Genomic DNA, 13,707 nt, shown 5'->3' with positions numbered 1-13,707 from the left:
AGACTCGCTGCGGAAGCTTTCATGGACGAGTATTCACACCTGCTTAGATAACCGGCTCAAAAAAGTGTTGCACTATCCCTGTGAACCGGTAATATTATAGAAAACAATGCCCGCTTTTTTGAAAGCGATTTCCCGAGCGCTGTTTATGGCCCATGCTCAGTTATAAGGCTAACGATCGGTCTCCATGTCCCTTTGACTGCTTGAAGATTTCCAAACCGGTTCCCTGCCTGATGCGGGAACATTTAGGGAGGCGAGCATATTGAAGACCACTTTGTTCTCGAAGGAAGCCCCTTATGAAAAGGCGGAGGTCGCCGAACTCGAATTGGCTTCCGTCAAGGTTCAGTTTATGTATGACAAGGTCCTGCATATGCTGTACAGCCATCTTCCATCATCGGTGTGGGACAGGACGATCGGAGTGCCATACGAAATTATTTCCTCCTTATATAAGGGGAATGGAGAAGGCACGGTTTTTCAAAAGTGGATCAATGGCCCCTCAGGCTGGAAGTGTATCGGCTGTGAACGGCATTGTCTGGAGCATGGGCAGCGAGGACAGGCGGAGACAGAAGGACAGCAGCGAACGTATACGTTTCACAACGGAAGAAGACAGAGTCTTCTGCTTCAGGCAGTCATCTGGTCGCTGTATGAGAAGACGATGCTGCTGCATCCTTTTTTAGGCTGTGAAGCCTTTTTGGAAGGAGAAGAGCTGGAGACGATTGCGGCATATTTCGTCCCGACATATGTACATGATTCATGGCTGCGCGAGCAGGGCAAACCTTGGAAGACATACACCGATACCGGCGTTCGCGTCTACCAGGAATGGGTCTCGGCTCCGGATATCGTTCTTCAATGGGACGGCGGTCTGACGGAGGGAAGATGGATGACGGGCGTCTATGTCAATGAGGCGAAATTCGCCGGACTCGGACCGTATTTGAAAGATGCGGAAGGCAGACGCACTTATATGGACGCTTGTGTGCACTAGGTACATGTTCAACAACTTGACGGAAATGGCGTGATTGCAATCACTAGCCCGCTTGCCTTCAGGAGGTAAGGTTAAGGAGAAGATTAACCCTTATCTACGAGGAGGAGAGCATCATGGCCATTAAACAGCCTGTATTTCAACCCGATTCCCTGGTTAAAGATATCGTTCTGCAATTTCCGAAAGCATCGGATTATTTTAAAATGAAGAAAATCGATTTCTGCTGCGGAGGCGCCAAGCCTTTGAAGACAGCTGCGGAGGAGAAGGGCCTGCTGACGGACACCGTCATTGGCGAGCTGTACGGACTTCTTGAATCCTACCCAGTGCTCGAAGGGGATTATGTCTGGAATGATGCGCCGTCTCCAGAGCTGATCTCTCATATAATACACAAACATCATGCCTACCTGCGCCAGGAACTGCCGCTGATCGCGCAAAATGTCACCAAGGTATTCCGCGTGCACGGCGAAGATTCCCCGCATCTGGGAGAGATGTACCGCCTGTTCAACCAATTGAAGGACGAACTGCTGGAGCATACTGCGCATGAGGAAGAGCATGAGTTTCCGGCGATTGCCGACTATGAAAAAGGCGGAGATGCTGCCGCTCTGGCTTCACTGCGAGACAGCTTTGTCCACCTGGAAGAAGAACATGACGCTGCGGGGAATATCCTCAGACAGCTTCGCGAAGTTACGAACGATTATCAGCCGCCGGCACATGCCTGCACCACCTACCGGCTGACCTATGCCCGGCTGGAGGAGCTTGAAGCGATGACATTCGAGCATGTCCATCTGGAGAACAATATCCTGTTCCCTCGTTATCAATAATACGTGAGGAGTTTGCAGCCGCCTTTTCCGGTCTCCGGAAGGCGGCTTTTTTGGCGTAACGCTCCTTGCGTTCTCCGCATTCTCCGTCAGTCTCCATGCGTTCTCCGTCAGTCTCCATGCGTTCTCCGTCGTCTCCATGCGTTCCCCATAAGTTCCATGCGTTCTCCGTCAGTCTCCATGGGTTCCCATGTATTCAAAATGCTCCCCATGTGTTCCTCATGGATTCTCCGCAGATTCTCCATGAACGGTGAAAAAGATGCATTAAAGTGATGGTCATAGCATTTGTCAAGAGGAATCACCGCTCCTTTTGTTACAAAATGTTGTGAAATTATTCACTATTGGTGTGATAGCGGTCACGCGTATGCTTAAAATTTGAACCGTATAATCTCACTATAAAGTAACTGAGAGCAGTGAGTGAACGCTTTGAGGAGGAGACGAGAATGACTACCGAACGCAAAAAATTGGTGCTGATCGGCAACGGCATGGCCGGTGTCGGCACGGTTGAACAGATTCTGAAGCTGGGCGGAGCCTACGACATCACGGTGCTGGGCAGCGAGCCCCATCCCAACTACAACCGCATTATGCTATCTTACGTTCTCGAAGGCAGCAAGACGATCGATGATATTATCCTGAATGACCTGGACTGGTACAAGGACAACGGCATCGAGCTGCACACCGGAACACGGGCTGTCCGGATTGATGGAGAGGCCCGGCAGGTTGTCGCGGAGAACGGTCAAGTCTTCCCTTATGACAAAGTCATAATCGCCACCGGCTCGAATTCCTTCATCCTGCCGATTCCCGGCAGCGATAAAGAGGGCGTTGTAGGATTCCGGGACATCGCCGATTGCGAACAAATGCTGGATGCCGCCAAGTCTTACAAGCAAGCGGCCGTTATCGGCGGCGGGCTTCTCGGCCTTGAAGCGGCCAAAGGTCTGGTGAATCTGGGGATGGACGTTACGGTCGTCCACCTGATGGAGGACCTGATGGAACGCCAGCTTGATCACACCGCAGCTACGATGCTGAAAGCGGAGCTGGAGCGCCAGGGCGTGAAATTTGCCATGGGCAAGCAGACGGCAGAGCTGACCGGGGACAGCCGGGTAAGCGGACTGCGATTCAGCGACGGCACGGAGCTGGAAGCCCAGTTCGTCGTTATGGCGGTTGGCATCAAGCCGAATGTGGAGCTGGCGAAGAACAGCGGAATCGATGTGAATCGCGGAATCGTGGTTAACGATTACCTGGCAACTTCGCTGCCAGATGTGTATTCGGTAGGCGAATGCACGGAGCACCGGGGAGTATGCTACGGCCTTGTGGCGCCGCTGTTCGAACAAGGCAGCGTTCTGGCCAAGCATCTAAGCGGTGTGGACACCGCTCCGTATGAGGGTTCGGTCGTATCGACCAAGCTGAAAATTTCCGGCGTTGACGTCTTCTCGGCTGGCGAGTTCATTGATACGGCGGAGCACACCGTCATTGCCGCGAAGGATGACTGGAAGCGCACATATAAGAAAATTCTGCTCAAAGACGGCCGGATCGTCGGCGCGGTTCTGTTCGGAGATGTAACCGAATCGGCGAACTTGCAGAAGCTTGTGAAGACGGGCGCCGAGATGACAGACGAATTATACAGCGAATTGATGGGAACCGGCTGCTGCGGCGGCGGTGCGAAGAAGACAGCTTCCGTTGAAACGATGGCGGACGAAGAAATTGTCTGCGGCTGCAACGGTGTTACGAAGAAAGCAATCGTGGACGCTATCCAGGATAACGGTTTTACGACGGTAGATGAAATCAAAGCCTGCACCGGTGCTACCCGTTCCTGCGGCGGCTGCAAGCCTGTCGTGGAGCAAATTCTCCAATATGTGCTGGGAGACGGATTCCAGCAGAGCGCCAAGACCGGAATCTGCGGCTGTACAACCTTGAGCCGGGATGAGATTGTTGCCGAGATCAAGGCCAAGGGGCTGACTACGACAAAGGAAGTCATGAACGTCCTTGGGTGGAAGCAGGAGGAAGGCTGCTCGAAATGCCGTCCGGCTGTCAACTATTACCTGGGCATGATTTATCCTGACACGCATCAGGACGAGAAGGAGTCGCGCTTCGTTAACGAGCGGATGAGCGCCAATATCCAGAAAGACGGCACCTTTACAGTCGTTCCCCGCATGTACGGCGGCGTAACAACTCCGGAGGATCTTAAGAGAATCGCAGATGTCTCCATTAAATATGACGTCAAAGTCGTCAAGGTAACCGGCGGTCAGCGTCTGGATTTGATCGGCGTTAAGAAGGAAGACGTTCCGAAGGTGTGGGAAGAGCTTGATATGCCTTCCGGCTATGCCTATGCCAAGTCGCTGCGTACAGTGAAGACCTGCGTCGGTTCGCAGTTCTGCCGGTTCGGCACGCAGGATTCGCTCGGCATGGGTGCTCTGCTGGAGCGGAAATACGAGCGTCTGGACTTCCCGGCCAAATTTAAAATGGCGGTCAACGGCTGCCCCCGCAACTGCGCGGAATCATGCACCAAAGACATCGGCATCGTCGGCAACGACGGCGGATGGGAGATCTTTATCGGCGGGAATGGCGGCATCAAGCCCCGTATCGCGGATTCGCTCTGCAAGGTCAAGACAGACGAGGAGCTGGTGGAAATCTGCTCTGCGGTCATGCAGTATTACCGGGAGACCGGCAACTACCTGGAACGTACGTCCGAGTGGGTAGAGCGCCTGGGACTTGAGCAGATCAAATCGGTAATTCTGGATCAACCGGAGGAACGGCGTGCGCTTGCGCAGCGCATCGACTTCGCACTTGCACAAGTCAAGGATCCGTGGAAAAAGATGCTGAACGACGACAAGACCCGCACCGCTCTGTTCGAGCATGCGGAGATCCGTTAAGCCATTACCGGGAAAAGGAGAGAGCACAATGGATACAGCAAAAGCGGTCTATACAGCCGGCCGTGTGGAGGATTATTTGAGACAGATCGGCCGTGTGGTCGTCATTGAAGGCAAGGAGGTCGCGGTCTTCCGCACTTCCCAAGACGAGTTCTATGCTCTGGAGAACCGGAATCCGCACCCGAAGGGCGGTCCGCTGGCTGAAGGGATCGTATCCGGGCACTATCTGTATGACCCGCTGTATGACTGGAAGATCGATCTTCGCACAGGCGAAGTTCAGGCTCCGGACAAAGGTCAGGCCGTTGTCTTTCCGGTCTATGTAAACGGGGATGAAATCGCAATCGGCATTTAGGCAGTTAGATGAAAAAGACGAGAAAATAGGGCGGGGGTAGTTACATGTTTACGCAAAGCGTGGAGAACATTGTTGAAGCGGCGGTAGCCAAACGGGATAAAATGAATGAGAGCCTGCCAAGGTACGCCTTGGCGGCGCTGCTGGCGGGTGCGTACGTCGGTATTGGCATCATCTTGATATTTACCCTGGGTGCGCCTCTGGCGGCGGCCAAGTCTCCATTCCAGCCTCTGATTATGGGATCGACGTTCGGAATCGCGCTGACGCTTGTCATCTTTGCCGGCTCCGAGCTGTTCACAGGCAATAATATGTTCTTTACCGTCAGCACCCTGGCAGGCAGAACGAGTGTGTGGGATACCGTCAAGAACTGGATCGTTGTCTTTATCGGGAATCTGGCTGGCGCTCTGCTGCTCGCCTGGCTTATCCAGGGAACGGGACTGTTCAAGGCTGCCGCACCGGATCATCTTATCTTCGCCTCCGCGGCCAAGAAGATGGGTCTGCCGTTCTCCCAGCTCTTCTTCCGGGGAATTCTGTGTAACTGGCTCGTCTGTCTGGCGATCTGGATGTCCTCCCGCGCCAAGAGTGAAGGGGCGAAGCTTGTGCTGATCTGGTGGTGTCTGCTCGCATTTATCGCCAGCGGCTACGAGCACAGTGTTGCCAACATGACGCTGCTGAGCGTTGCCCTGCTGCTGCCGAACCATCCGGAGACCGTAACGCTGGCCGGCTGGCTTCATAACATGATCCCCGTCACGCTTGGCAACATCGTCGGAGGCGGTGTGTTCGTAGGAATGGCCTACTGGCTGATTTCCCCGGTTCGCCGAGGCTCTTCCGGTCAAGCAAAGTAGAAGATTTGCACGCACTGTACCATAGGTAGCTTAAGGTCGCTGCTCGTCCCTTTTGGGGTCTGCGGCGGCCTTTTTTGATTGCACTTGGAAAGTCTTTATCGCATAAAAAAAGCGCCCTGCGAGGGCGCTTCTCGGCTACCTGGACCCGAGCCGAAAAAAACGAACGTGTATGTTTCACTGAGGTGTAAAGAGGGTAATCACTAGTCGGCAGATGATTAGTCCGTCTACAACATGAAGTCCATGACGTTCAAGCGTGAAGACTTATTAGATGCGGCAGATCTCGTTAGGGCAAAGCTCGCAGTGGCAAATATCCTGAAGCATCTCAAGATCCTTAATAACGATCATGCCGTTCTCATACTCGACGGCGTCCTTTTTGCGGAGATCGCTAAGCATCCGGTTAACGCTCTCGCGCGTCGCGCCGATCATGTTGGATAAGTCGGTATGCGTGATTTTTTTGTTAATCAGAATTGTGTCGCCGTTCTTCTCGCCATAGGTGTTGCTAAGCCGGATAAGCGTGGAGCATAGAGCGCCCGGTTTGCCGTACATCATCAGGTCGCGGAACTTGGTCTGGGTAAGCCGGTGGTGAATGCCCATCCACTTCATGAAGTCGATCGCGAAATCGCAGTGCTGGCAGATCAGAATCTCCAGATCCTTATGCTCGATAACGCCGACTTCGCTTTCTTCGATGACTTCGGCGGTGAAGCTGTGCTTCGTGCTGAAGAAAGGATCCGCTTGGCCGACCATATCACCCGCTTGATACATATAGAGGATGAGTTCCTTGCCTTCGTCCGTGGATTTGGTGAGCTTGACGCGTCCCCGTTTCAGATAGAACAGCTTATCCGAATAATCCCCTTCCCAGAACAAATGCGATCCCTCAGGGACCAGACGATCTTTCATTGTCACGAGCAGTCGGTTGAAGTTTTGTTCAGAGAAACAGTTCGTATTGCCATGGGCCTCGATAACATTCGTATGCTCATTCATAATCGATATCCCCTTTATTCCCTCAGTTTTTCAATAAATTTTAAATTAATTATACAATGAATTCCTGACTTTGCGTTGAAAAAAACTCGAAAAATAGTGTCTAAATTTCAACATTGTGATTAATTTCACTCAAAAAGCCGGAATTTCAGTGCCATATTTAATAGGTTTTCGCAATATGCGGGTAAACGACAACTCCGAAGGAGTTTTTTTTACTATAAATGATGGAAATGACTTAGGCAACTAGAAAGTGATAGAGAAGTTGTTACATGAGAGGATGCTGCCGCATTATGCAGACTGATACAACGCGCTTTCACAACGGAGAAGACCAAGGGGATACATAATGAAGGAAAGGGATTCTAACGAGTAATCAGATCGGAGAAGCCCGCTGCGGTTTATTTTTGCGTATTGCGTATATTATATGAAACTACTTTTTAATAAAAACTTTTGAATATTTAAAAATAGGAATAACAGCTTACCGGGCTAAATTTCAAGAACCATATTGTGGAATTTCAGTCAATGCGAAAAAAAGATTCGCGCACGGCAGCGGGCTTGTGTACTGGGAAAGCATTGCCGTAGGGCTAATGACACCATGGAAAAATACCCGAAATGTAAGCGCTTTGAAAACTGATCAAAAAAAATTTATACTTTGTGAAAGATTTCACTATACAAGACGTACATGATATGTTATGATCAATGTGTAGAGAGGAAACACCACAAATTGACAGGAGGACGAGGGAAATGGCAGTTAAGAATGAAGTCGCCGCCCAGGTACAGCAACCAACCGCTGAAGAGTACATTCAGACTTTGGTGGATAAAGCAAAGAAGGCTCAAGAAGCTTTCATGGCTCTTGATCAAGAGCAAGTGAACAACATTGTGCACGCTATGGCGCTTGCCGGTCTCGACAAGCACATGTACCTGGCAAAACTGGCTGTTGAAGAAACAGGCCGCGGCGTTTACGAAGACAAAATCACGAAGAATATTTTCTCCACTGAATATATCTGGCACGGAATCAAATACGACAAGACAGTAGGGGTTATTGAAGACAACTCTTACGACAGCTTCCAGAAGATCGCCGAACCGGTCGGCATTGTAATGGGTATCACACCGGTAACCAACCCAACATCCACCACGATGTTCAAAGCGTTGATTTCCATTAAGACACGTAATCCTATTATATTCGGTTTCCACCCGTCGGCGCAAGCTTGTAGTGCCGCGGCGGCAAAAATCCTGCATGATGCAGCGGTAAAAGCCGGCGCTCCTGAGAACTGCATCCAATGGATCGAACAGCCGACGATGGACAAAACCAACGCCCTGATGAACAATCCGGACGTGGCTCTGATCCTGGCAACAGGCGGTGCTGCAATGGTTAAAGCGGCATACAGCTGCGGCAAACCGGCTCTCGGCGTAGGCCCTGGTAACGTTCCTGCCTTCATCGAGAAGAGCGCGGACATCGACCAAGCAGTTACCGACATCATCCTTTCCAAAACTTTCGACAACGGCATGATCTGCGCATCCGAGCAGGCTGTTATTATTGAAGAAGCCATCTTCGACCAAGTGAAGAAGAAGATGATCGCGAATGGCTGCTACTTCGTTAATAAAGAAGAAGCTGCCAAGCTGACCAACGGCGCTATGAACGTTGAGAAATGCGCAGTTAACCCGGCAATCGTAGGTCAATCCGCTACGAAGATCGCCGAAATGTGCGGAATCCAAGTACCGGCAGGAACCAAGATTCTGGTCGCCGAACTGGAAGGCGTAGGTACGAAGTACCCGCTGTCCGCTGAGAAACTGAGCCCGGTTCTGGCTTGCTACAAAGTTAAGAACGCTGATCAGGGTATCGAGCGCGCTGCTCAAATCGTTGAATTCGGAGGCATGGGCCACAGTTCGGCTATCCACTCGAACAACGAAGAAGTTATCATGAAGTTCTCCAACCGTCTGCAGACCGGACGTATTCTCGTCAATTCGCCTTCCACGCATGGCGCTATCGGCGACATTTACAACACGAACATCCCTTCGCTGACTCTGGGCTGCGGATCCTACGGCCGCAACTCGGTATCGCAGAACGTTACCGCAATCAACTTGATCAACGTGAAAAGGGTGAATCGTCGTACCGTGAACATGCAATGGTTTAAAGTACCGGATAAGATTTACTTCGAAAAAGGCGCTACTCAATACCTGGCCAAAATGCCTGACATCACTCGCGTTGCAATTATTACCGACCCGATGATGGTTAAACTGGGCTATGTGGAAAGAGTTGAGCACTACCTGCGTCAACGTCAGACTCCTGTAGCCATTGAAGTGTTCTCGGAAGTTGAACCGGATCCGTCGACAACTACAGTTGAAAAAGGTACCGCTATGATGAACAGATTCCAACCGGACTGCATCATCGCACTGGGCGGCGGTTCCCCAATGGATGCTGCGAAAGGCATGTGGCTGTTCTACGAACATCCGGATGCAGACTTCCAAGGCCTGAAACAGAAATTCATGGATATCCGCAAGCGCGTATACAAATTCCCTAAACTGGGCAACAAAGCGAAATTCGTTGCTATCCCGACCACTTCGGGTACTGGTTCGGAAGTTACTTCCTTCGCGGTTATCACTGACAAAACAACTGGCAACAACACGAAATACCCGCTGGCCGATTATGAGCTGACTCCAGACGTAGCCATCATCGATCCGGAATTCGTATACAGCCTGCCGAAGACTGCCGTAGCTGATACCGGTATGGACGTTCTGACGCATGCGATTGAAGCTTATGTTTCCGTAATGGCGAGCGATTATACCGATGGTCTGGCTATCAAAGCTATCCAACTGGTATTCCAATACCTGGAGAAATCCGCTCTGACCGGCGACAAACTTGCCCGCGAAAAAATGCACAATGCATCGACGCTGGCTGGTATGGCATTCGCGAACGCATTCCTGGGCATCAACCACAGCTTGGCGCATAAATGGGGCGGTCAGTATCACACTGCTCATGGACGCACCAACGCCATCCTGATGCCGCACGTTATCCGTTACAATGCGAAGAAGCCTTCGAAGTTCGCTTCGTTCCCGAAATATTCGCACTTCGTAGCCGACGAGCGCTATGCCGAAATCGCCCGCATTCTGGGACTGCCGGCTCGCACGACGGAAGAAGGCGTAACCAGCCTGATCAACGCGATCCGCGAAATGAACAAGAAGCTGGGTATCGAAGAATCCTTCCAAGCCCTGGGCTTCGATCCGAAGGACTTCGAATCCCGTGTTGATTACCTGGCAGACCGTGCATTTGAAGACCAATGTACAACTGCCAATCCGAAGCTGCCGCTCGTTAGCGAACTGGCCGACGTATACCGCAACGCATTCTACGGCAAATTCGACAACTAATTTTTAGAGAATATTATATGAAGAAACAGTGCCCGGATTGTCAGGTTAAGCGCCAGAATCCGGGCGCTTCATTGGAAAAATCTGGGACATAAATAAAGTGATAAATATCACTAAATAGGCTCGTAAAGGTGATATTTATCACAGTTTTCTTTTGGAAAGTAAACTAAGATGTTTATATAAGGTCCCAGTTATAAGAATTGCAAATGTGAAATATGTTACAAACAATAGCTTGGGATCACGAGACACGGGATTAACCTTCAAGCCCGCGATCTCTACAAATCATATAAATATATGGAGGGATTAGCATGTCGGTGATTGAAAAAGAAGTACAAGACGTAAAGTCGGGATGGCGCGGGTTTGTAAGTGGCAAATGGGCCAAGAAAGTTAACGTCAACGATTTTATCTCCAAGAACATCAAGCCGTACGAAGGCAATGAATCGTTCCTCGTTGGTCCGACCAACAACACGACAGAATTGTGGAAGATTGTCTCCCAACTGAGCAAGGAAGAGAGAGACAGAGGCGGCGTTTGGGATATTGACCTGAACACGGTCTCCACTATCACTTCCCATAAACCTGGCTATATCGACAAGGATAAGGAACAAATCGTTGGTGTTCAAACCGATGCTCCTTTCAGACGTTCCATCCAGCCGTTCGGCGGCATCAAGATGATGATCGATGCCACTAAAGCTTATGGCTTCGAGCTCCCGAACAGCATTGTTGAAATGTTCACGAATATCCGCAAAACGCATAACCAAGGCGTGTTTGATGCATATACACCTGAAATGAGAGCTGTGCGTAAATCCGGCGTTATCACAGGTCTTCCGGACGCTTATGGCCGTGGCCGCATCATCGGCGACTATCGCCGTGTTGCTCTGTACGGTATTGATTTCCTGGCCAAAACCAAGAAACAAGAACTGGCTGAGCTTGAAGTGAATTCCCTGACTGAAGACGTCATTCGTCTTCGTGAAGAACTGTCCGAACAAATTCGCGCTCTGGGCGAACTGAAAGAAATGGCTGCTGCTCACGGATTCGACATTTCCAAGCCGGCTAACAATGCTAAGGAAGCTTTCCAGTGGGTATACTTCGGCTACCTGGCTGCAATCAAGGAACAGAACGGTGCTGCTATGTCCCTGGGACGTGTATCTTCCTTCCTCGACATCTATGTGCAACGCGATATGGAAGAAGGTACTCTGACGGAAGAACAAGCACAAGAACTTGTTGACCATTTCGTCATGAAGCTGCGTATCGTTAAATTCCTGCGTACTCCTGACTACAACGAACTGTTCTCCGGAGACCCTACTTGGGTAACGGAATCCATCGGCGGTATGTCTGAAGACGGAACAACTCGTGTAACTAAGAACAGCTTCCGTTTCCTGCACACCCTGTACAACCTGGGACCAGCACCAGAACCAAACCTGACTGTTCTGTGGTCTGAAAGACTGCCTGAAGCATTCAAGAAGTTCTGCGCCAAGGTATCCATCGAAACAAGTGCTATTCAGTACGAAAATGACGATCTGATGCGTCCGTTCTGGGGCGAAGATTACGCGATCGCTTGCTGCGTATCCCCAATGCGTATTGGTAAGCAAATGCAGTTCTTCGGAGCCCGTGCCAACCTGGCAAAAGCTCTGCTGTATGCAATCAACGGTGGTGTGGATGAGAAATCCGGCGTACAAGTCGGACCGGAATTCCCGCGTATCACTTCCGAGTATCTGGATTACGAAGAAGTCATGAAACGCTTCAAACCGATGATGGAATGGCTTGCCAAGACTTATGTCAATGCGCTGAACGTCATCCACTACATGCATGACAAGTATTCCTACGAACGGATTGAAATGGCGCTTCATGACCGTGACATCCTGCGTACGATGGCTTGCGGTATCGCTGGTCTGTCTGTTGCCACTGACTCCTTGAGCGCAATCAAGTATGCGAAGGTTAAGCCTATCCGCAACGAACAAGGCATTGCTGTTGATTTCGAAATCGAAGGCGAATTCCCAATGTACGGCAACAACGATGATGCTGTTGACAGCATCGCAGTTGAACTGGTTGAAACCTTCATGACCATGATCCGCAAGAATAAAACTTATCGTGATGCAATGCCGACTCAATCGGTACTGACTATCACTTCGAACGTTGTATACGGCAAGAAGACTGGTACTACTCCTGATGGCCGTAAGAAAGGCGAACCGTTCGCACCTGGCGCTAACCCGATGCATGGACGCGACAAGAAAGGCGCACTGGCTTCCCTGAGCTCCGTAGCCAAACTGCCTTACGCTGACAGCCAAGATGGTATCTCCAATACGTTCTCCATTGTGCCTAAGGCTCTGGGTAAAGACGAAGAATCCCGTAAATCCAACCTGGTGTCCATGATGGATGGTTACTTCCACAATAACGCTCAGCATCTGAACGTTAACGTATTTAACCGTGAACAGCTTCTGGATGCTATGGAACATCCGGAGAACTACCCTCAGCTGACTGTACGTGTATCCGGTTATGCGGTTAACTTCATCAAGCTGACTCGCGAACAACAGATGGACGTTATCAGCCGTACGTTCCATGGTTCGATGTAAGTAAACTATTCAATACAATTCTTAAAATGCAGTGAATGACAAGGTGATACCGCCCTTGATCCAAGGGCGGTAAAATCTTGTATCAAGAACGTTAAAATTTTAAATAATTAAGTTGCAGTCAGTCGAGCGGAAAGGATGACCTCATATGCTGAAAGGCCATATCCATTCTCTGGAAACTTTCGGAACTGTAGACGGGCCTGGAATCCGTTTTGTGTTGTTCATGCAGGGATGCCTGCTGAAATGTCAATATTGCCATAACCCGGATACCTGGGGCTTGAACGAAGGCAAGGAAGTTACGGTTGAAGAAATGCTGAAAGAAATTGAACCGTATGTGCATTATTACCGCACATCCGGCGGCGGCTTGACCGTATCGGGCGGCGAACCGACCCTTCAGGCGAAATTTGTCGAGCAATTGTTCACTGAAGTGAAGAAACGGTGGGGGCTTCATACCACGCTGGATACTAACGGTTATAATGACGGTGAGAAAATTACCGACCTGTTGAATGTAACGGACCTGGTCCTGCTTGATCTCAAACATATTGATGATGAAGCTCATATTAAACTGACCGGTAAATCCAATGAACGTACATTGAAGCTGGCCCGCTGGCTCTCCGATCACGACCGGAAAATGTGGATTCGCCACGTCTATGTACCAGGTATTCACAACAAAGAAGAAGACCTGATCAATCTTGGGCGATTCATCGGTACGTTAAACGGCGTTGAGAAGTTTGAAATCTTGCCATATCACCAAATGGGGATATATAAATGGCAGGAGCTCGGCCGTCCGTACGAGCTTGAAGGCGTTCCTTCACCGGATCAGGATGAAGTGGACCGGGCTTATAAGCTTATCGAAGAAGGACGAAAGCAGACCACACCGGTATAACATATAAGGCAGCACGTACAGATCGGAATTCCGGGAGGGGTTCCGATTTTTTGATTTCCCA

The 13,707-nt window shown here is 50.3% G+C and carries 9 protein-coding genes; 8 read left to right on the top strand and 1 reads right to left on the bottom strand.

Annotation, left to right across the window (positions count from 1 at the left end; genetic code table 11):
• The first annotated feature begins 259 nt into the window (after positions 1–259).
• From PSTEL_RS17720 to PSTEL_RS17700, 5 genes are all read left to right on the top strand, one after another.
• A complete protein-coding gene (locus PSTEL_RS17720) occupies positions 260–979 on the top strand; it encodes a hypothetical protein (RefSeq protein WP_052098627.1) in 720 nt (239 codons plus the stop codon).
• A gap of 113 nt (positions 980–1,092) precedes the next feature.
• Positions 1,093–1,797 (top strand): iron-sulfur cluster repair di-iron protein, encoded by a 705-nt coding sequence (gene ric, locus PSTEL_RS17715; RefSeq protein WP_038697351.1) that lies wholly within the window; start codon positions 1,093–1,095, stop codon positions 1,795–1,797.
• 440 nt (positions 1,798–2,237) lie between these two features.
• On the top strand, positions 2,238–4,664 hold the full coding sequence (gene nirB / locus PSTEL_RS17710) for a nitrite reductase large subunit NirB (RefSeq protein WP_038697349.1): 2,427 nt from the start codon (positions 2,238–2,240) through the stop codon (positions 4,662–4,664).
• Between the two features lie 28 nt (positions 4,665–4,692).
• Complete coding sequence (nirD, locus tag PSTEL_RS17705) at positions 4,693–5,013, top strand: nitrite reductase small subunit NirD (RefSeq protein WP_038697347.1); 321 nt, start codon at positions 4,693–4,695, stop codon at positions 5,011–5,013.
• A gap of 44 nt (positions 5,014–5,057) precedes the next feature.
• The gene (locus PSTEL_RS17700) at positions 5,058–5,855 is read left to right on the top strand and encodes a formate/nitrite transporter family protein (protein ID WP_038697345.1); all 798 of its coding nucleotides are present in this window, start codon (positions 5,058–5,060) and stop codon (positions 5,853–5,855) included.
• Between the two features lie 264 nt (positions 5,856–6,119).
• Here PSTEL_RS17700 and PSTEL_RS17695 read toward each other — a convergent pair whose 3' ends face one another.
• Positions 6,120–6,836 (bottom strand): Crp/Fnr family transcriptional regulator, encoded by a 717-nt coding sequence (locus tag PSTEL_RS17695; protein ID WP_038697343.1) that lies wholly within the window; start codon positions 6,834–6,836, stop codon positions 6,120–6,122.
• Positions 6,837–7,574: 738 nt separating this feature from the next.
• On the opposite strand from PSTEL_RS17695, the gene adhE reads away from it, so the two are divergent.
• From adhE to pflA, 3 genes are all read left to right on the top strand, one after another.
• On the top strand, positions 7,575–10,196 hold the full coding sequence (gene adhE / locus PSTEL_RS17690; RefSeq protein WP_038697341.1) for a bifunctional acetaldehyde-CoA/alcohol dehydrogenase: 2,622 nt from the start codon (positions 7,575–7,577) through the stop codon (positions 10,194–10,196).
• Positions 10,197–10,501: 305 nt separating this feature from the next.
• On the top strand, positions 10,502–12,763 hold the full coding sequence (pflB, locus tag PSTEL_RS17685; RefSeq protein ID WP_038697339.1) for a formate C-acetyltransferase: 2,262 nt from the start codon (positions 10,502–10,504) through the stop codon (positions 12,761–12,763).
• Positions 12,764–12,908: 145 nt separating this feature from the next.
• Positions 12,909–13,646 (top strand): pyruvate formate-lyase-activating protein, encoded by a 738-nt coding sequence (gene pflA / locus PSTEL_RS17680; RefSeq protein ID WP_038697337.1) that lies wholly within the window; start codon positions 12,909–12,911, stop codon positions 13,644–13,646.
• Positions 13,647–13,707 lie beyond the last annotated feature (61 nt).

Source organism: Paenibacillus stellifer (assembly GCF_000758685.1).
Lineage (GTDB): Bacteria > Bacillota > Bacilli > Paenibacillales > Paenibacillaceae > Paenibacillus_AQ > Paenibacillus_AQ stellifer.
This window is presented reverse-complemented; position numbering and strand designations above follow the sequence as displayed.